This is a genomic window from Deinococcus radiopugnans ATCC 19172, assembly GCF_006335125.1.
GTDB lineage: Bacteria > Deinococcota > Deinococci > Deinococcales > Deinococcaceae > Deinococcus > Deinococcus radiopugnans.
This window is the reverse complement of record NZ_VDMO01000026.1, coordinates 1-18,401: the sequence shown is the minus strand read 5'-3', so window position 1 is coordinate 18,401 and position 18,401 is coordinate 1. Positions and strand designations below refer to the sequence as shown.

Here is an 18,401-nt window from a genome sequence, read left to right as displayed (position 1 = left end):
GGTGACCCTGACCGCCAATGCTCTAGCCTGAGGGCATGACTGCTGCCAACACGAAGACCCTGAACGTCACCTGGCTGGGCGAGCAGCGCTACCTGGGCGTCAGCGCCAGCGGCCACCAGCTCTTGATCGACAACAGCGCCACCAAAATCGGCGTTTCCCCGATGGAAGCGCTGCTGGGCGCCCTGGCCACCTGCACCGCCTACGACGTGGTGGAGGTGATGAAAAAACGCCGCACCCCGCTGGCCAGTTACCGCATTGAGGTCGAGGGCCAGCGGGCCGACACGGACCCCAAACGCTACACCCACATCACCGTGCGGCACATCGCGTCCGGCGAGGGCGTGACCGCCGAGGCGCTGGACCGCGCCGCGCACCTCAGTCACGAGAAGTACTGCTCGGTGGCCGCCAGCCTGAACAGCGAGATCACGGTGGAGACGAGGGTCGAGCAGGGCTGAGCTGCCGGTGGTTTAACCCTCTTCTCTTCCCAACAAGCGCCGCAGATGCTCCAGATGCGCGCCGTGCCATTCGGCCTTGTCCTCCACGGCAGGCTGGATGCCGTCCACGTAACCCAGCGCCCGGAACAGTTCGCCCACCAGCCGGGCGTCCTCGAAAAGGGCACGGAGTTCAGTGGGCGGGGCAAAGTCGGTCCAGGCCTGCAGGTAGGTGTCCCTCGCGTCGGCCACCAGGGCGCGCTGATCCCCGTCGAGGGCGTCCAGCGCCTCGAATCCCAGAAAATAGGCCGGGTGGGCGTCCAGAAACGGATGGGTCAGGCACACGTCGGACCAGTCGAGAAAGGTGAAGCGGCCGCCGCGTTCCACCACGTTCCCGCCGTGCAGGTCACCGTGCCCCAGCGTGCGCGGCAGCGGGCTGGCACTCAGGCGACGCAGGGCGGCTTCCAATGCTGAACGGTGGGCACGGAGCCGCGCGGCTTCTTCAGCCGTGAAGCCGCCCTGCTGATCCGTCAGCAACACCCCGTCCGAGAGCAGGCGGTCCAGCCACGACAGCACGTATTCCGGCCCCCGGTCCCGCAGCGCCCAGTGGCCCAGCAGCGGCACGCTGGCCCGCTGAAGGTGCGCAAGCTGCCGCATCAGCGCGTTCAGGTCCGGCACGCCGCATTCCTTGCCCGCGTCGGCCAGCAGCAGGAAGCCGAGTTCTGTGTCGGCAGCCAGCACGGGCGGCGCGGCACCGGGCAATTCACGCGATAGCAGCGGCGTGACCTCCACCTCGCGGCGGAAGAAGTCGGACACGCCCTTGAAATACACCCGCCCGCCGGAGGTCTCCACCCGCCACAGCACGCTGATCTGCCAGTGCTTCAGGACGGTGGGCGGCCCCCGGCGCACCCAGCCCTGCTCGGTCAGTTCGGCGTCCAGCCACGCCAGGGCGTCGGCGTGCCAGCCCGCGTGCATCCACGGCACGTTGCCCGGCGGGGTACGGGCACTTTCAAACCATTCGCGCGCCCGCTCCGGCCATTCGGAGGCGGGCTGCCAGTCCAGGTCCAGCCCCGGCGCTGCCTCCAGATGCCACACCGACTCGGCGCGGCGCACCCCGCCCACCTCGCCGGAAAACCTGAACTGCAGGCGCCGCAGCAGGACGCTCCCTTCCCCGGCCGCTTCCAGCACGTTCGCGCCGAAATAGGAGGTCTGGTCGGTGGTCAGGGTGCGCAGGGCCGCCTTCCCGCCGCGCGTGAACAGCAGGTGCAGCGTGGTTTCACGGCGCGGGAGGGACATGGGATCAGCCTTCCACACGCCCCAGGGGCCGCGCATCCGCAGATTGGCGCAGTTGGGCGCGGCACAATAGAGGCATGACCGATCCCGAACGTGAACTGAACTTCGCCCGCGAGATCATCGGCGCGCGCAGCTACCGCGACGTGCCCGCAGGCGAGGTGCTGGCCGAGGCCGAACGCCTGCTGAACGGCTGGATGGCCGGCGACTACCGCATGGAGCGGCCCAAGCTGTATGACCACTACGCCCTGCTGCTGCTGGCGCTGCTCCAGAAGAACCGGGAGCTGGAAGCGCGCGTCGAGGCGCTGGAAGCCCACGGTGGCTGACCTCATGCCCCGCGTCAAGATCTGCGGCACCACCTCCGTCCACGACGCGGTGCAGGCGGCGCAGGCGGGCGCAGACGCCCTGGGGTTCATCTTCGCGCCGGTCAGCAAACGGCTGGTTTCTGCCTCTGTGGCGCGCGAGGCGGGCCTGAGCGTGGGGCCGGCGGTGGCGCGGGTGGGCGTCTTTCTGGATCAGGGACTCGACGAGGTGCTGCGGCTCTCGGAGGCAGCGCGGGTGTCGGCGGTGCAGTTGCACGGCCCACTGTCTGAGGGCTTCGTGCGCGCGGTGACCGCGTTCTACCCGGTGCTGCGCGTCCTCCGCCCCGCCGATCTGGTCACCGAAGGCAAGCTCTGGCAGGACGTGCCCGGCGTCACCCTGATGCTGGACGCGCCGCAGCCGGGCGGCGGCGTGCCACTGGACTGGGAGAGCCTGCGGGCCACTTTCCCCCCCGGCACGTGGCTGGCCGGAGGGCTGGGGCCGTGGAACGTCGCCGAGGCGATCCGGGTGCTGCGGCCTGCCGGGGTGGACGCCGTGAGCCACCTGGAAGCCCGTCCTGGCGTGAAGGATTCGTCGAAAGTGGCCGCCTTCGTGAGGGCTGCACGGGCCACCACCCCCTGAGTTATCCACAGTGAAACGGGAGCCTGTGGATAACTTCAGACGTCGTGAAACGTCAGGCAAAGAGGCCAGTAAACTTGTCCAGGCCGTATAAACCGCAGATTTGGAGGCCGTGAAGCGCTCAGGTTATCCACAGTCTGTCCACAGCCCCTGTGGATAACTTTGTGGATAACTTTCAGTCTGGCGAGCGTGGCGCCCGAGATTGTCCGTCATCAACGGAATCCAGGCCGAACCACCCGGCGATGGTCTGGCCCGCCTCCACCACAGTCGTCGCCGCGCCCAATTCCACCCCCACTCCGGCGAACGGCACGCGGGCCACGGTATGGGCCTTGGTGTTCAGGTTCTCCAGATTGCCGTGATCGCTGCCGATCACCACCCGCGCCCCCGCGTTCAGCACCCCGGTCAGCAGGGCGTCCACCCGCGCCAGATAGGCGAAGGCCGCGTCTTGCGCCTCTGGGGACGGCCCTTCCGGGCGGCCCAGATGGCCCAGCAGGTCACCGAACCACAGGTCGGCCACGATCAGATCGTGTTCATGGGCGGCCAGCGCCAGCCGCTGCCCCAGCTGCGAAACCTCGGCCAGACTCTGAAGGGCGGCGAATGGCGCGCGGTAATTCAATCCCAGCGTCGCGCCCAGCGGCGGCACGCCCGGCGGATTCAGGGGCAGCCCCGCCGCCGTGAACGAGAAGGGAAAACAGCCCATGCGGGGGCGGCGGGCCTGGGCCTCCAGGTACTGCGGGACGTAGTGATTGGCCAGCGCTGGGCGCAGTCCAGCTTCGGCCAGCCGCGTGGACAGGCTGGCCCGCCTCAGCAGCCGTTGCAGCGTCGGCCCCGGATGCGGCCCGAAGTGCTCGCCCATGTACCTCACGGCGTCGGTGCCGGTCAGCCAGCAGGTCTGCCCGGTGCCGGACTGGGGCAGGCCCGGCACGCCCAGCGTGGCGTCCAGCGCGAGGCCAGCGTCGATCAGGGGGCGCAGGGTGAGCAAGTCCTGCTCCCACACGCTGCCGGGCGGCGCGTCACTGGGGTGACCCACGCCGTCCAGGGCCAGCCAGACCACACCGCTCAACGGAACCTCATGCGGGTCAGCTTACGGCGAGAATAGAGCACTCTATCTGCAGCTCTTCTGCTGGACACAGGCGAACACGCGTTAATATTGACTGATGTGCAGCAGGAACAGCAGAAAAGGCTCTGGCGCATAGGCGTGTCCGGGAGGAGCATAGACGAATGGCAAATCTCGATGGTCTGAGTTTTATGGACGGTTTTCTGATGGCCCGCACCGTGCTGGGCGACTCGCGGCAGGCCGCGCTAGCCAGCTGGGACGCGCGGCTGGGCGAGATGTTCACGGGATTAAAAGACGAGTACGCGCGCCGCAAGCTTGGCTTTGCCACCGAGATCGCCTACACCGAGGACTTCGTCAAGACCATGCCGGAGCTGGACAGCTGGTTCGCTGGCATGGCCTTCGTCTTCCTCTCGGACGAGGCGTACCAACGCCGTCTGGAAGCGCTGGAGGACACCGAAGTCGGGAAGATGGGCTGGCACTTCCAGGCTATTTTCCAGAGTTTTATGGTGGCCGGGCCCATTGCCAGGGGCCGCCCACCCAGGCCGGAAGACCAGCTCCTTTTGCCGGATTTGAAACGGGCCCTGGAAAAGTTCCGATCAGAATTGCGGCGCTACGGCCTGCGCAAGCGGCTGGACTACGTGGGCAGCATTCTGGGCTTGTTGCAGGGTGTGGCACAGGCGCCACTGCCGGAGCAACCCGGCGGCTGATCGGGGCTGGCCCCTTCCCGCCCGAAAGCCACCCCAGGCGGGGCAACTGTGCCAACATGCCCTTCGCAGCCTGTATCCATGACCGATTCCCCCGTTCTTTCCCTGCCCTCCCCCGCCCTGATCGCGGTGATCGGTGCGCCCGGCGCGGGCCGCAGCACCTTCGCGGCGCGGCATTTCGGGGCGCATGAAGTGGTCACGGACTTCCAGGCCCTGACCCACCGACTGGAACGCGGTGGGCTGACCGTAATCGACGCCGCGCTGACCCGCCCGGACGAGCGGCGGCAGGTACTGGCGGCAGCCCGCGCCCATGACCTGCCCGCCGCCGCCATCGTCCTCGACCTGCCCCGGCCAGTGCTGGAAGCCCGCGCCGCGCGGTTGGGCCGTGATGCGGCCTCTATTCTGCCCGCATTCGCCGAACTGCGGCGCACGCTGGGCGGCCTGCAGAAGGAGGGGTTCCGGCCGGTCTACGTCCTGCGCTCGGCCGCCGAGATCGATGCCGCGCAGACCGTGCGCGTGCCGCTGCCGCCGGATCGGCGTGACCTGCGCGGCCCCTTCGATTTCATCGGCGACGTGCACGGCTGTCTGCCCGAACTGCTGGAGCTGCTCGGAAAGCTCGGCTACGTTGTGAATGGCTCAGAGGTCACAGCGCCCGCAGGCCGCACCGCCGTTTTTCTGGGCGATCTGACTGACCGGGGGCCGGACAGCGCGGGCGTGTTGCGGCTGGTGCTGGGCATGGTGGGGGCGGGCACGGCGCGGTGCGTGCCGGGCAACCACGACGAGAAGCTGGCCCGCGCCCTGGACGGCAAGGCGGTGAAGGTCATGCACGGGCTGGACGTGACCCTGGCGCAACTGGACGCGGCGGGCGAGGGATTCAAAGCCGAGGTTCGCGCCTTTCTCGGCAGCCTGCCCAGCCATCTGGTGCTGGACGCTGGGCGCGTGGTGGCCGCGCACGCCGGGTTGCCGGAGCGCTACCAGGGCCGCGTCTCCGGACGCGTTCGCAGTTTTGCCCTGTACGGCGACGTGGACGGCACCTACGACGAGCTGGGCCTGCCGGTGCGCCGCGACTGGGCGGCCGGGTACAGCGGGGAGGCCATCGTGGTCTACGGCCACACGCCCGTCGCCGCCCCGGTCTGGGTGGGCCGCACGGTGGACATCGACACCGGTTGCGCGTTCGGCGGGGCACTCACCGCGCTGCGCTACCCGGAACTGGAGCTTGTCAGCGTGGCCGCACGTCAGCAGTACGTCGCCCCGCCGCGCCCGTTGCCTTTGCTGGGGCCGGGGACAGGCACGCCGGAGCTGCGCCCAGATCTACCCAGCTAAACCACTCCAGGCACAAAGCGTTTCGTCCGTTTGCGATATGCGGCGTACTCCGGGAAGCGGGCCAGCAGCGCCGTTTCCTCGCGGCTGGCTTTGAAGTGGAACAAGGTGGCGAGGGCCGCCGTCCAGCCCAGCGCTCCCGGACTGCCCCTCAGAACGCCCCAGCCCAGGCCCAGCGCCACAAGGCCGCTGTAGATCGGGTGGCGAATGTGACCGTAAAGACCTGTCGTGACCAGTTGCGCCCCGTCCAGCGGCTCCGGCAGGGCGCTGAGGTTGCGGCCCAGACTGCGCCCGCCGCTCGCGACGATTGCGCCGCCCAGGGCCATCAGGCTCAGGCCAGCCGCTTTCTGTAAGATGCCGACGCTTTTACACTTTCGTCCCCTCAGCGCCACCAGCCCGATCAGCACGAACTGCGCGGCCACGAAAACGCCGCCCCGCTGGCGAAAGCGCTGGAGGCGACTGGGCAGGGTCATGCAGTCAGTTTAGCCTGGGGTGACTACGCCGTCGCGCACGCTCAGGCGGTGGTTTGCCAGCGCGGCCACCTCTGAATCGTGCGTGATCAGCACCACGCGGCGGCCCTCGGCGGCAGCCCCGGTCAGCAGGGACAGCACCAGTTCGCCGGTCTTGCTGTCCAGGTTGCCCGTCGGCTCGTCGGCCAGCAGAATGCCCGGATCGCGGGCCAGGGCGCGGGCGATGGCGACGCGCTGCGCCTCGCCGCCGGAAAGCTGGTTGGGCAGGTGCCCAGCGCGGTTCTCCAGGCCCACCAGCGCCAGCAGTTCCCGCGCCCGCGCCCGCCGTTCCCTGGGCGGCAACCCCGCCAGCGTCAAAGGAAACTCCACGTTCTCCTGCGCGCTCAGGATGCTGACCAGATTGTGGTTCTGGAACACGAACCCGTAGTGCGCCAGCCGGAAGTCGGCCCGCGCCGGTTCCGACAGGGCCGTCAGGTTCACGTCGCCCACCCGGACGTGCCCGGTGCTGGGCGTGTCGAAGCCCGCCAGCAGGTTCAGCAGGGTGCTCTTGCCGCTGCCCGACGGCCCCACCACCGCCGTCATACCGGGGGGAAAGGTGTGCGTGAAGGAGGCCAGCGCCTGCACCTGCCCCTCGCCGCTAGGATAAATGCGCGACAGATTTTCGACGTGCAGGGGCGGCGTAGTGGAGACCGGGGACTCGGCTGTTCGTGCGGTTACGGCGGTCATTACACCCTCCCCAGCGCTTCGGTGATGTTCAGGCGGCTGGCGGTGCGGGCGGGCAGCAACCCCGAAACCAGCCCCAGAAACAGGCTGATGCCCAGCGCCAGCCCCACCAGCCGGGGCGTCAGCGCGGCGGCGTCGATGCCGGCCAGATCCTGGGTGTACAGGTTGACGCCCCAGATGCCCACCAGCCCCACCACGACGCCACCCACACCGCCCACCAAGGAGAGCAGCAGCGACTCGCTCAGCACCAGCGCCCGCACGAAGCCGGGCCGCGCCCCGATGGCCCGCAGCGTGCCGAATTCACGGGTGCGCTCGAAGACGCCCATCATCACCGTGTTCGCCACGGCCAGCCCGCCCACGATCAGCGAGATCAGCGAGATGCCGAATCTGACCGCATCGCTGATCTTCAGCGCCCGCTCCACGAAGCTCAGGAAGTCCGACTGGGTGGAGGCTTCCAGATCAAGTTTGTCCGACAGCGCCGTCGCCACCTCGCGCGCCTGCCGGGGATTGTCCAGCTTGACGGCCACCAGCGAGACGCGGCCCTCGGCGCCCTCAGCCTTTTGCAGGGTGCTCAGCGGCAGGAAGATGAAGTTGTCCACCAGCCCGGATTCGGGGGCCAGCACGCCCACCACCTCCGCCCGGTTGCGGCGGTTGAGGTTGAGGGTGCTGCCCACCTTCAGGTTCAGGTTCTGCGCGGCCTTGGCGCCCACCACGGCCACCCCTTTGCCCTCGTCGGCGGCAGCAAAGGCGCGGCCCTGCGCCGTGACCGAATTGGGAAACACGGCGGTCACGCCCTGCGTGGCGGGCAAGCCGTACAGCACGACGCTCTGCGAAACGTCCAGGCTGCCGCGCACGGTCATGACCACCGGGGTCACAGTTTTAATGCCCAGTTCCGGGGCCAGCGCCTGGATGTCGCCCACCGCCTTATCGGGCAGATTGGGCTGCGGCGCGAAGCCCTGCGTGAAGCCGCTCAGGCTCACCTGAATGTCCGGGCCGATGCCGCCGAGCTGTTCCACGAACACCTTGCGGATGCCCTCGCCCAGCGACAGGAAAATGACCATGCTCGCCACCGCCACCGTGATGCCCAGCGCGGTCAGGCCCGTCCGCACCCGCCGCCGCGTCAGCCCGCGCCAGGCCAGTCCCCAGAGATCCGTCCATTTCATCCTGCCCAAGGTACGCCGGGCGGCCCGCATCTGGGGGCGGGGATGTTACAGAGGTGGCCCCTCTCCCAGCCCACCCCTTTCCCAGCCCGCCCCTCTCATCCCCGCCCGCTACCCTGCGCCCATGTTTCGTCCTGCCCTCCTCCTTTCCCTGCTGCTCGCCGCCCAGGCCGGGGCACAGACCCTGCTGCCGCTGGACTCGCGGCCCGCGACACGCGTGCTGCCCGCTCTAATCGCCGGGCTGGCGGGCAGCACACCCCACGTCCCCCCTGCCCTGCTGCTGGGAAATGCCGCGCAGGAGGCCAACCCGGCGCTGCTGGCGGCGTGGCTGAACACCCAGCCCACGGACGGCCCGCTGATCGCCGCGCTGGACGCCCTGGCCTACGGCGGACTGGTGCAGTCGCGCAGCAGTCCACTGACGGCCGAGGGGGCGCTGGCCCGGCTGGAGCCGCTGCGCGAGTGGCACGCGCGCACCGGGCAGCCGGTGTACGCCTTCATCACCCTGCCGCGCGAGCCGGACGCCACCAACCGGGCGCGCAATCTGGAGGTGGTGCGGGCCATGCTGGACTGGGCCGCGTCCGGCGTGCTGGCGCAGTTCGACATCACCTGGGACGACGCCCTGCCCGGCAGCCCAGCCCCGGCGGAAGGGGCGGCGCTGGCAAAAGAGGCCGCAGACCGAGGCCTGACCAACGTGCGCGTCTCCCCCGGCGCGGACGAGGTGCTGTCCATGCTGGCGGCCCGCGCCCTGGCCCCGCAGCCCAAGACGGTGCGGGTGGAATACAGCGACCCGGCGGCGGCGCAGAAGGTGATCCGGTACGAGGGCATTCCGCTGACGCAGAGTGCGGCCAACCACGCGGCGGGCAGCGGCTTCACGGTCACGGAGACGGCAGACGCCGATCTGACCCTGTACGTGTTCAACGGCGGCGATCCGCGCAAGGCCGCCCTGCGTGTCAGCGCCCTGCTGCGGCGCGGGCCGGTGGCGGTGGCGGACGTGGAGAAGGTCAACCTGGGCAACTCGCGGCTGTGGGCCGATCTGACCACGCTGCGCCAGCACGCCAACCTGCGCTCTCTTGCGGCCTGGGGCACGCCCGGCAACAACCTGGGCGCGGCGCTGGCCCACGCCAAACTGAGCCTGAACGGGGCCGATCCGCTGCGGCAGGACGCGCTGCTGGCGCGCGAATACGCCAACGACGTGATCTACAGCACCGAGTTGCGGGCCGCCCTGAGAAAAGCCGTGCCGGAAAAGGAGCTGGACACGCCGCAGGGGCAGGCCGCACTGCTCCGGCTGGCGCAGAACTATTTCCCGCTGCGGATTGGCAACGAATACGCGCTGGCGGACGCTGGCCTGCCGTGGGGCCGCTCGTTCGAATGGGACTTCGAGTTGGAGCCGCGCTGAGCCGTGTGCAGTTTCAGGGAACGACAACTCCGGCGCAGACCCTAGACGTACAGATCGGCGCGGCTCAGCGGCACATGCGCCCGGCGGTCCTCATCGGGTTTGGCCAGCAGGCTCTGGAAAATCAGGAGGTTGCCGCGCTCGAAAGCGGGCACGCAGGCGTTCAGGTACAGGCGCCACAGCCGGAAGCGCTGCTCACCGAGGGTTTCACGGGCTTCCTCGCCGTGCGCCTCCAGATTGTCCGCCCAGTGCCGCAGCGTCAGGGCGTAGTGTTCGCGCAGGTTTTCCACGTCGCGCACCTCGAAGCCCGCCTCGGAGGCGCGCTGCAGGGTCTCAAAGATCGGCTGCAGCTCGCCGTCGGGAAAGACATACTTGCCCGCGAAGTTGCCGCCCTCCACCCACTGCGGCAGTTTGCGCGGCTGCGGCGGGCTGGCAATTGCGTGGTTCATCATCAGCCCGCCGGGCTTGAGGGCGCGGTAGGCCGTCTCGAAGTACGCGGCGAGGTTCCGGCTGCCCACATGCTCGGCCATGCCGATGCTGCTGATCTTGTCGAACTGGCCCTCCCCACCCGCCAGCACGTCGCGGTAATCGCGCAGTTCCAGCGTGACCCGGTCTTCCAGGCCCGCCGCCCGCACGCGTGCCTGCCCCTCGTGGAGTTGCGCCTCGCTCAGGGTCACGCCCAGCACCCGCACCCCGTAGTGCTGCGCGGCGTAGATGGCCATGCCGCCCCAGCCACAGCCGATGTCCAGCAGCCGCTCGCCCGCTTGCAGCCGCAGCTTGCGGCAGATGTGTTCCAGCTTGGCGGCCTGCGCCTCGTCCAGCGTTTCGGTGCCGGTGGGAAAGTAACCGCAGGAGTAGACCATCCGGCGGTCCAGCCACAGTTTGTAAAAGTCGTTCGAGACGTCGTAGTGGTACTGCACCGCCTGCTGATCGCGTCCCCGGCTGTGAGACGGCCCCTCCAGTTTGGCGGTGATGGCCAGCGGCTCGGGCGAACCCTCACGGGTGCGGCGCAGCGCGGGCAGCAGCGCCAGCAGCCGCAGCAGCGTGGTGGGCGTCAGCTCCAGATCGTCCCCGATGCTGGTCACGGCGCTCACCTCGCCCTCGATGTCGTAATCGCCGCGCAGGTAAGCCTCGCCCATCTGGATATCCAGCGGAAAGCGCAACATGCGGTCCAGGGCGTATTCGCTGTTCAGCACCAGCGTGGCGCGGGCTGGTTGCCGGGGGGCCTTCAGCAGCGTGCCGTCCCACAGCCGCACGTCGAAGGCGCGCCGCTCCGGCAGCATCACCTGCATGATCCGCAGCGCCGTTTCGCGCTTCTGCGCCGGCGACGGCGGGGCACGCAGCGCCTGACGGGCGGCCAGCCCCGCCCCTAGCCCAGCAGCGACCAGCAGAGCGGGGGCAGTCCTTCGGGAAGAGGTGGAGTGTGAAGCCGAACGCGGTGAGGCGGTCATGAGCTACGGTAGGCCTGAAATTGTGAAAAAGGATAAGAATGAGAGGGACTGCAGTTGAGCGCGCCTTGAACTGTTTCCAGATGGAAGGAAATGGATAGCGCTCGAACTTTATTGTCATTAACATGCGGAGCGTATTTTGACGCCCGGCCAGAGACAAAAATCCCCGCCACAGTCGACGGGGATTCTGCGGATGTCATACGGACTCCGATTGAAAGGTGTTGAAAACACCTGGAAATCCGAGCGAAGCGCGAATGAGGAAAACGGGTTCCGGACGTGGAGTGTAGAGATCGGAGCTGTCCCGATGTCTACACGAAACAAACGGAATCCGTATCAGGTGAGCTTCAGCGTCCGCTGGCCAGCAGCCGAATGCCGTTCTGAGTGACAAATTTCGCAATCAGGCGATCCTCGACAGTGCGGGTGTTGACAGCCGTATCGGTGCTGCTGGCTTTGACGGTCACGCTTAGCAGCTTGCCGCCGATGGGACGGCTCTCCCACTGGACATTCACGGTGTTCTGTGTGGGCGGCCTGCTGGCCTGCCAATCGACCTTGACGTGCATAGGGCGATCCTGAGCGCTGAGACGCTGCATGCTCTCTGCACCGTTTGGAAAAGAGAAGTTGCTGTATCCCGCAGGAAGTCCCAGCTCGTCCGCCTGATTCTTGAGCAGCAGGACAGAGATTACGACGAATCCTGTGACGCCCGCCGACTGCTCATCCCCCAGGGTGTTAGGCATCGGGCTGGGAGAAGTGGCTTCCACGATGATTTCGTTGGGGCCGGGTTTGGGACCAGTATAGGCAGGCGCACATGCCGCGAGAAGGACGGGCGCAAAGAGCAGCAGTTTTTTCACGTTCAGGACGATAGTGGCTCAACCCTGACAGAATCACGACAACAGGAAACCCCCGCCCACCGGACGAGGGTTTCCCTGTTCAGCCTGGGTTATAGCGAGATCAGGAAGGGATCTTCCAGCGCCTCGGCAATGAAGCGCACGAAGCGGGCCGCGTCCGCGCCGTCGATCAGGCGGTGATCGTAGGTCAGCGAGAGGGGCAGCATGTTGCGCGGCTCGAACTCGCCCTTCTCCTTGTTCCACACCGGTTCCATACCGCCGCGCGAGACGCCCAGGATGGCGACTTCGGGGCTGTTGACGATGGGGGTAAAGGCGTGGCCGCCGATGCCGCCCAGATTGGAGATGGTGAACGTCGCCCCCGACATCTCGTCGGGCTTGAGCTTGCGCTCGCGCGCCCGGCCCGCCAGTTCGGACAGTTCCAGCACCAGTTCGGTGATGCTCTTGCGGTCGGCGTCCTTGACCACCGGCACCAGCAGGCCCACCGGGGTGTCCACCGCCACGCCGATGTTCACGTAGTCCTTGAACACCACCTGCTCGGCAGCCAGATCCAGGCTCGCCCCGAATTTGGGGAACTGGCGCAGGGCGTTCGCCACCACCTTCATCAGGATGTGGGTCATGGTCAGCTTGCCGCCGGCCTTCTCCACACGTGCGCCGAAGCGCTTGCGGGTCTCCTCCATCGCGGTCACGTCGGCCTTGTCGAAGTGCGTGACCATCGGAATGGTCGTCCACGAGGCGGTCATGGAGCGCACGGTGGCCTTGCGGATGCCGGACATGTCCTCGCGCTTGACCGTGCCCCACTTCTCGAAATTGGGCAGCGGGGCGGCCGGGGTTGATGGTTGATGGGGGACGGTTGATGGTTGGGCGGCGGCGGCAGGCGGCACGCTGGGCGTTCCGGCGCTACGCCTGACATCCTCCTCGCTGATGCGCCCGGCGATGCCGGTGCCGTGGACGTCGTGGATGTCCACGCCGATCTCGCGGGCCATGCGGCGCACGCTGGGGGCGGCGGGAATCACGGTGCGCCCGTCGTAGGTCTGGGTGTTGTAGGGCCGCTGCGCGCCGGGGGCCTGCGTGCCCGCCGACGCCGCTGCGGGGGTCTTGTCGTGATTGCCGGAAGCGGCGGGGGCCGCGGTCTGACCACCCTGCGGCGCGGCCTGCTCCTTCTGCGCTTCCTGCTGGGCCTGCGCCACCCGGTTGGCCGTGCCCGCGTCTGGGGCCGTGGCGCTGGATTCCACGGTGGCCGCCCCATCGCCGCCGCCCTGCGAAGCCGGAGCCTGGGCGCCACCCGCCCCACCCGACAGCGTCAGGATGGTGCCGCCCACATTGACGGTGTCGCCCACCGCCACGCCGATGTTCTCCACCGTGCCGCCCGCGCTGGACGGGACTTCAATGACGGCCTTGTCGGTCTCGATCTCGATCACCGGATCGCCCTCTTTGACCGTGTCGCCTACGTTGACCAGCACGGTGACGACGGTGCCCTTCTCGATGTTGTCGCCCACGTCGGGAAGTTTGACCTCGGTGCGGCCGCCGCCCGACTGGGCCGGGGCGGAGGCGGGCGCGGCCTGGGCCTTCTGAGATTCCTGCTGGGCCTGGGCCACGCGGTTGGCCGTGCCTGGGTCAGCGGCGGTGGCGCTGGATTCCACGTTCGCGGCCTGATCGCCGCCGCCCTGTGCGGCTGGGGCTGGGGCCGAGGCTGCTGAGTCGCCCGCCGCCGTGCCGCCCGATAGCGTCAGGATCACGCCGCCCACGTTCACGGTGTCGCCCACGTTGACCGACACGGCCTCCACGGTGCCGCCCTCGCTGGCCGGGACTTCAATCACGGCCTTATCGGTCTCGATCTCGATGATCGGATCGCCCTCGGCAATGGTGTCCCCGGCTTTGACCAGCACGGTGACGACGGTGCCCTTCTCGATGTTGTCCCCGACGTCGGGGAGTTTCAGTTCTGTCGCCATTTGGAGGCTCCTTGGTTTGTGGTTCTGATTTGAGTTCTGGGGCGCTGGGGTGGCAACCCCCTCTCCCACGTGGAGAGAGGAGGCAATGGGCGGCTCAGCGCAACACGGGGGCGTCGCGTTCCGGGTCAATGCCCAGATCGGCAATGGCCTTCGCCACCACGTCGCCCTTGACCTTGCCGTCGCGCTGGAGGGCGTACAGGGTGGCGACGACAACGTGCCTGGCGTCCACCTCGAAGAAGTCGCGCAGTTCGGCGCGGCCCTCGCTGCGGCCAAAGCCATCGGTGCCCAATGTCCACAGCTTGCGGTCGAGGTGGCCGTTCAGGCCGTCCGCGCCCAGCTTGACGTAGTCGCTCACCGAGATCAGGACGCCGGGGGCGTTCTCGGGGGTCAGTTGCTCGGCCACGTAGCTGACCCTGGGCGTCTCGGTGGGGTGCAGCATGTTGTGGCGCTGGGTCAGCAGGGCGTCCTGATGCAGTTCCTTGTAGCTGGTCACGCTCCACAGGTCTGCCGCCACGCCGTAATCGGCCAGCATCTCCACCGCCTTCTGCGCGGCGTCCATCGCGGGGCCGCTGGCGAGAATCTGGGCGCGCAGCTTGGCCTTTTTGTTGCCGCTGCGCTGGAACACGTACATGCCCCTCAGGATGCCGTCGTGGATTTCCTGATGGGTGCGCCCGTCGTCGGGCATGGCGGGCTGCACCTCGTTCTCGTTGTCCACCGTGATGTAGTAGAACTCGTTGATGCCCTCCACGTACATGCGCTGGATGCCCGCCTCGATGATCACCGCCAGCTCGTAGGCGAAGGCCGGATCGTAGGTCTTCATGTTGGGCACCACGTAGCCCTGGAGGTGGCTGTTGCCGTCTTGGTGCTGGAGTCCCTCGCCGTTCAGGGTGGTGCGCCCGGCGGTGGCGCCCAGCAGGAAGCCGCGCGCCATCTGGTCTGCGGCAGCCCACACCAGATCGCCGATGCGCTGCATGCCGAACATGGAGTAGAAGACGTAGAAGGGAATGGTAGGCACGCCGTGGTTGGCGTAGCTGGTGGCGGCGGCGATCCACGAGGACATCGCGCCGTCCTCGGTCAGGCCCTCTTCGAGCATCTGGCCGTCGATGCTTTCCTTGTAGACCATCAGACTGCCGCTATCGACGGGGGTGTAGGTCTGGCCGCGCGGGCTGTAGATGCCGATGCGCGGCACCAGCGCGTCCATGCCGAAGGTACGGGCCTCGTCGGGCACGATGGGCACGATGTACTTGCCGATTTCCTTGTCGCGCAGCAGCTTGCTCAGGATCGACACGGCGGCCATCGTGGTGGACACGGCGCGGCCCTTGCTGCCGCCCGCGAATTCCTCGTAGAACTCGCCGGTGGGCACGGTGGGGTGCGGGTACTCGACGTGGCGCGACGGCACCAGCCCGCCCAGCGCGGCGCGGCGCTCCAGCGCGTACTTCACTTCCGGGCTGTCGGGGCCGGGGTTGTAATAGTCCAGATGCTCCACCTGCTCGTCGGTCAGGGGCAGTTCCAGCAGGGTGCGCAGGGCCTTGAGGCTGTCCACGTCCAGCTTCTTGACGTTGTGGGCCACGTTGCGGGCCTGCGCCGATTCGCCCAGGCCGTAGCCCTTGACGGTGCGCGGAATGATGATGGTGGGGCTGCCCTTGTGCTCGGTGGCCGCCTTGTACGCGGCGTAGATCTTGTGGACGTCGTGGCCGCCCCGGTTCAGCAGTTCCAGATCGGCGTCGCTCCAGCCGTCGATCAGGCGCTTGAGTTCTGGGGTGTTGAAGAACTTCTCGCGCAGTTCCCGCCCGCCAAAGGCCGCGTAGCGCTGCGACTCGCCGTCTACCAGCAGCTCGAAGCGCTTGACGATCTCGCCGTTGTAGTCCTTCTGCAACAGCTCGTCCCACTTGCCGTCCCAGATCACCTTGATCACGTTCCAGCCGGCGCCCCGGAACAGCGCCTCGAACTCCTGAATGACCTTGGAGTTGGCGCGCACCGGGCCGTCCAGGCGTTGGAGGTTCGCGTTCAGCACAAAGATCAGGTTGTCCAGGTTCTCGTAGGCGGCAAAGCGGATCGCGCCGATGCTCTGCGGCTCGTCCATCTCGCCGTCGCCCAGGAAGGCCCACACGCGGGCGTCGCCCTTGGGCTTGAGGCCCCGGTTTTCCAGGTACTTGATGTAGCGCGCCTGGTAAATGGCCTGAATGGGGCCGAGGCCCATGCTGACGGTGGGAAATTCCCAGTAGTCGGGCATCAGCCAGGGGTGGGGGTAACTGGAGAGGCCGGGGCCGTCGGGGGACAGCTCGCGGCGGAAACGGTTCATGCGGTCTTCGCCCCAGCGCCCTTCCAGGAAACTGCGGGCGTAGATGCCGGGAGAGGAGTGGCCCTGGAAGAAGACCATGTCGCGGTCTGGCCCGGCTTCCGGCCCCCGGAAGAAGTGGTTGAAGCCCACCTCGTACAGCTCTGCCGCCGAGGCGTAGGTGGCAAGGTGGCCGCCGATGCCGTCGCTGGCCTTGTTGGCGCGCAGCACCATGATCACCGAGTTCCAGCGAATCGCGTTGCGGAACTTGCGCTCCAGTTCCTCGTTGCCGGGGTACTCGGGCTGGGCCTCCACGTCGATGGTATTGATGTACGGCGTGTTCTGCTTGAACTCGATGGGCGCGCCCTGAAAGTAGGCGTAGTGATCGAGTTCGAGCAGCAGTTCCGCCGCGCGGTTGTGGCCCGCGTCGGCCAGCACGTAGATCAGAGAGTCCAGCCACTCCTGCGTTTCCACGCTGTTGAGCGAATCGCGCTCGCTGGGAGGCAATGCGGCGCGCGGCGGGCGGTTGGGCGGCGGTTTTGTCATGCGGCCAGTCTAGGCCACCCCCTTCCACACTTCCAACAGGCGTTTGTCCATTCATTGACCACGCCGGGTGGTGAGTGCAGATGTACGGTTTCCTGGCCCCCGCCGCTGCCATACTGGGGGGCGTCAATGCAGAAAAACCCGGACAGCAGTTCCGGCGTCACCGCCCGCAAGGGCCAGACGCTGACGCGCACGCTGGAGGGCAGCACCTATAATCTGGTGATGGATTACGGCGCGGCAGACGGCTGGTATTTCCTGTCCCTGGCCGGGAAAGAATTGGGGGGAACGGCGGAGGGACGGGAGGGGTTGGCGAGGTTTGAATGGTGTAAGTGAGCTATATAGATTTATGTCGATACACGTATCGCATAAAAATCAGGGCTCGTCTCTTGGCTTTCGATTTAACTTCATTGAACTTTCTGGTTTCTATTTTTTTATTTGCCACGCCGCAGAGGATCCAAGGAGACCTGGTACACGCTCTATCCTCCCGGCATCTCTAAGACGGTAAAAGACATTTTTTACTGAGTTCTCAGATCTTATACCGGTCAAATCGCGTGCCTGAGCGTTCTTGATAGATTCGTTATTCTCTAAAAATTCAAGTATGGCTTGCTCGGGAGTAGCTAATGGCGCATGTGGTATTGTCACCATAACACTATTAGCCAATTCCTCGATAATAGGATCTTTTAATTTCCATTCCTTCATTTTTTGAAATGCTGTGTCTAACCCCTCACCCATATCTTTATTTGGCGGGTTTTTATATCTTGCTAATTGTCTCACTATTCTGGGATTACGCGAAAAACGCTGATCAAGAATATTTTCGACATTCACAAAACCTGGCAGCTTACCTGGGCTAATAATCTCTATTCTATCGTTAAATATTTTAACTTGCACATGATCAGATATTGAATAGTCTCTATGGATAATAGCATTTACTACTATTTCCCACACTGCTTCTTTCGGATAATCTACAGGTTTGAGACCATGCGTAGTCCATATCTGTATACCGCTTAAAACTTCCGCAATCTTATCAATTATTTTGTAAATAAGCTTATAACTACTGCCCTCTATTGTAAATATATCTTTCAAATGATCCCTCTCCGGATCATCTTCTCTAGTTTCATATCTTACAACTTTGACTGAGCAGAGCCGCGTCATGTAAGATGGCGGCTCATCAGCGAAAAGCAAAACAGAAGCTACGGTTGGAGAAAAATCATCTGATCGCAGAAGATTCTGATTCAAAAGATACTCAATACCATCAAGATTTGAGTTAATTTCGGCAAGCATTTCTGCAACAGCTTTACTTTCTGCAACAATTTCTGGCGGACAATTTGGTAGAATTTCATCTTCGAAGGTGGTGGCACCCTTAGAGTAACTAAGGGATATAATTCTTTGAATATCAGTGAGTTTTTGATTCTGCGCTGACTGTCTGACATAAACTTCCTGCGCAGAAGTTTTATGAACTGCATTACTTTTATCAATATTAATCATTAGAATAATACTTTCGTTAAAATCAGGACAGCAATAGAACTTAATGCGGAAAGGGATGGTAGGGGAAAGATGCGATAAAACTGCAATATGCGGATTGTAATCTTCAATATCTGAGAGACCTATCCAGCGCTTGTGAACATCAGGCTCTGTTTTGTCGTCTTGAATTCCAACAAATATTTCCCCGCCATCAGCATTAGCAAAAGCTACGGCGGTCTTCTCCAATGAAGCAGGTTTTATACGAGCCTCAGTAGCTGACAACTTCAGTTTCCGGCTGTCCCAGTGCGGGAAAAGGGCGTATCAAGACGTGGAGAATCTCGCCGATTCTCTCCGGGACCCACCGCAGCACATGGCGCAATTCTTCCGAGCCAT

At 65.5% G+C, this 18,401-nt stretch carries 17 protein-coding genes; 7 read left to right on the top strand and 10 right to left on the bottom strand.

What is annotated here, in order from left to right; translation table 11 throughout:
* Positions 1-35: 35 nt before the first annotated feature.
* Positions 36-452, top strand: a complete 417-nt coding sequence (locus tag FHR04_RS17485; protein WP_139404523.1) for an OsmC family protein — start codon at positions 36-38, stop codon at positions 450-452.
* 12 nt (positions 453-464) lie between these two features.
* Here the strand turns inward: FHR04_RS17485 and FHR04_RS17480 are convergent, their stop codons facing one another.
* Positions 465-1,724 (bottom strand): aminoglycoside phosphotransferase family protein, encoded by a 1,260-nt coding sequence (locus tag FHR04_RS17480; protein ID WP_170214008.1) that lies wholly within the window; start codon positions 1,722-1,724, stop codon positions 465-467.
* Positions 1,725-1,798: 74 nt separating this feature from the next.
* On the opposite strand from FHR04_RS17480, the gene FHR04_RS17475 reads away from it, so the two are divergent.
* Together FHR04_RS17475 and FHR04_RS17470 are read left to right on the top strand one after the other, a co-directional pair.
* Complete coding sequence (locus tag FHR04_RS17475; RefSeq protein ID WP_039685591.1) at positions 1,799-2,044, top strand: hypothetical protein; 246 nt, start codon at positions 1,799-1,801, stop codon at positions 2,042-2,044.
* 4 nt (positions 2,045-2,048) lie between these two features.
* Positions 2,049-2,660 carry a phosphoribosylanthranilate isomerase gene (locus tag FHR04_RS17470; protein WP_139404521.1) on the top strand — a complete coding sequence of 204 codons (612 nt, stop codon included), beginning with the start codon at positions 2,049-2,051 and terminating at the stop codon, positions 2,658-2,660.
* Between the two features lie 172 nt (positions 2,661-2,832).
* Here FHR04_RS17470 and FHR04_RS17465 read toward each other — a convergent pair whose 3' ends face one another.
* Positions 2,833-3,720, bottom strand: coding sequence for a metalloenzyme domain protein (locus FHR04_RS17465; protein ID WP_170214007.1), 888 nt, complete (start codon positions 3,718-3,720; stop codon positions 2,833-2,835).
* A gap of 158 nt (positions 3,721-3,878) precedes the next feature.
* Between FHR04_RS17465 and FHR04_RS17460 the strand changes: the two genes are divergently transcribed.
* Both FHR04_RS17460 and FHR04_RS17455 read left to right on the top strand, forming a co-directional pair.
* A complete protein-coding gene (locus tag FHR04_RS17460) occupies positions 3,879-4,421 on the top strand; it encodes a hypothetical protein (RefSeq protein WP_139404520.1) in 543 nt (180 codons plus the stop codon).
* Positions 4,422-4,499: 78 nt separating this feature from the next.
* Positions 4,500-5,741 (top strand): metallophosphoesterase, encoded by a 1,242-nt coding sequence (locus FHR04_RS17455; RefSeq protein WP_139404519.1) that lies wholly within the window; start codon positions 4,500-4,502, stop codon positions 5,739-5,741.
* Here the strand turns inward: FHR04_RS17455 and FHR04_RS17450 are convergent.
* From FHR04_RS17450 to FHR04_RS17440, 3 genes are read right to left on the bottom strand one after another with little or no spacing between them, the layout of a single operon-like run.
* Positions 5,738-6,211 (bottom strand): methyltransferase family protein, encoded by a 474-nt coding sequence (locus FHR04_RS17450; protein ID WP_139404518.1) that lies wholly within the window; start codon positions 6,209-6,211, stop codon positions 5,738-5,740. The two genes, FHR04_RS17455 and FHR04_RS17450, sit on opposite strands and share 4 nt — an antisense overlap.
* Positions 6,212-6,220: 9 nt before the next feature.
* The gene (locus FHR04_RS17445) at positions 6,221-6,934 is read right to left on the bottom strand and encodes an ABC transporter ATP-binding protein (protein ID WP_139404517.1); all 714 of its coding nucleotides are present in this window, start codon (positions 6,932-6,934) and stop codon (positions 6,221-6,223) included.
* On the bottom strand, positions 6,934-8,094 hold the full coding sequence (locus tag FHR04_RS17440) for an ABC transporter permease (protein ID WP_139404516.1): 1,161 nt from the start codon (positions 8,092-8,094) through the stop codon (positions 6,934-6,936). Before FHR04_RS17440 ends, FHR04_RS17445 begins: the two co-directional genes overlap by 1 nt.
* A gap of 121 nt (positions 8,095-8,215) precedes the next feature.
* Between FHR04_RS17440 and FHR04_RS17435 the strand changes: the two genes are divergently transcribed.
* On the top strand, positions 8,216-9,487 hold the full coding sequence (locus FHR04_RS17435) for a DUF4127 family protein (protein ID WP_139404515.1): 1,272 nt from the start codon (positions 8,216-8,218) through the stop codon (positions 9,485-9,487).
* A gap of 41 nt (positions 9,488-9,528) precedes the next feature.
* Here the strand turns inward: FHR04_RS17435 and FHR04_RS17430 are convergent, their stop codons facing one another.
* The 4 genes from FHR04_RS17430 to aceE all read right to left on the bottom strand — a co-directional run bounded on the left by FHR04_RS17430 (position 9,529) and on the right by aceE (position 16,550).
* Positions 9,529-10,935 (bottom strand): SAM-dependent methyltransferase, encoded by a 1,407-nt coding sequence (locus tag FHR04_RS17430; RefSeq protein ID WP_139404514.1) that lies wholly within the window; start codon positions 10,933-10,935, stop codon positions 9,529-9,531.
* Positions 10,936-11,276: 341 nt separating this feature from the next.
* A complete protein-coding gene (locus FHR04_RS17425; protein WP_139404513.1) occupies positions 11,277-11,780 on the bottom strand; it encodes a hypothetical protein in 504 nt (167 codons plus the stop codon).
* 89 nt (positions 11,781-11,869) lie between these two features.
* Positions 11,870-13,726, bottom strand: a complete 1,857-nt coding sequence (locus FHR04_RS17420) for a 2-oxo acid dehydrogenase subunit E2 (RefSeq protein WP_139404512.1) — start codon at positions 13,724-13,726, stop codon at positions 11,870-11,872.
* Between the two features lie 94 nt (positions 13,727-13,820).
* Positions 13,821-16,550 (bottom strand): pyruvate dehydrogenase (acetyl-transferring), homodimeric type, encoded by a 2,730-nt coding sequence (gene aceE, locus FHR04_RS17415; protein WP_139404511.1) that lies wholly within the window; start codon positions 16,548-16,550, stop codon positions 13,821-13,823.
* A 126-nt stretch (positions 16,551-16,676) separates the two neighbouring features.
* Between aceE and FHR04_RS17410 the strand changes: the two genes are divergently transcribed.
* Entirely contained in the window at positions 16,677-16,880 is a 204-nt protein-coding gene (locus FHR04_RS17410) for a hypothetical protein (protein ID WP_139404510.1), read from the top strand.
* 90 nt (positions 16,881-16,970) lie between these two features.
* Here FHR04_RS17410 and FHR04_RS17405 read toward each other — a convergent pair whose 3' ends face one another.
* The gene (locus tag FHR04_RS17405) at positions 16,971-18,254 is read right to left on the bottom strand and encodes an ATP-binding protein (protein WP_139404509.1); all 1,284 of its coding nucleotides are present in this window, start codon (positions 18,252-18,254) and stop codon (positions 16,971-16,973) included.
* Positions 18,255-18,401: the final 147 nt, after the last annotated feature.

Coding starts and splice junctions, on each gene's coding strand:
- FHR04_RS17485 (WP_139404523.1), top strand. CDS start 36: ATGACTGCTGCCAACACGAAGACCCTGAACGTCACCTGGCTGGGCGAG.
- FHR04_RS17480 (WP_170214008.1), bottom strand. CDS start 1,724: ATGTCCCTCCCGCGCCGTGAAACCACGCTGCACCTGCTGTTCACGCGC.
- FHR04_RS17475 (WP_039685591.1), top strand. CDS start 1,799: ATGACCGATCCCGAACGTGAACTGAACTTCGCCCGCGAGATCATCGGC.
- FHR04_RS17470 (WP_139404521.1), top strand. CDS start 2,049: ATGCCCCGCGTCAAGATCTGCGGCACCACCTCCGTCCACGACGCGGTG.
- FHR04_RS17460 (WP_139404520.1), top strand. CDS start 3,879: ATGGCAAATCTCGATGGTCTGAGTTTTATGGACGGTTTTCTGATGGCC.
- FHR04_RS17455 (WP_139404519.1), top strand. CDS start 4,500: ATGACCGATTCCCCCGTTCTTTCCCTGCCCTCCCCCGCCCTGATCGCG.
- FHR04_RS17450 (WP_139404518.1), bottom strand. CDS start 6,211: ATGACCCTGCCCAGTCGCCTCCAGCGCTTTCGCCAGCGGGGCGGCGTT.
- FHR04_RS17445 (WP_139404517.1), bottom strand. CDS start 6,934: ATGACCGCCGTAACCGCACGAACAGCCGAGTCCCCGGTCTCCACTACG.
- FHR04_RS17440 (WP_139404516.1), bottom strand. CDS start 8,094: ATGAAATGGACGGATCTCTGGGGACTGGCCTGGCGCGGGCTGACGCGG.
- FHR04_RS17435 (WP_139404515.1), top strand. CDS start 8,216: ATGTTTCGTCCTGCCCTCCTCCTTTCCCTGCTGCTCGCCGCCCAGGCC.
- FHR04_RS17430 (WP_139404514.1), bottom strand. CDS start 10,935: ATGACCGCCTCACCGCGTTCGGCTTCACACTCCACCTCTTCCCGAAGG.
- FHR04_RS17420 (WP_139404512.1), bottom strand. CDS start 13,726: ATGGCGACAGAACTGAAACTCCCCGACGTCGGGGACAACATCGAGAAG.
- aceE (WP_139404511.1), bottom strand. CDS start 16,550: ATGACAAAACCGCCGCCCAACCGCCCGCCGCGCGCCGCATTGCCTCCC.
- FHR04_RS17410 (WP_139404510.1), top strand. CDS start 16,677: ATGCAGAAAAACCCGGACAGCAGTTCCGGCGTCACCGCCCGCAAGGGC.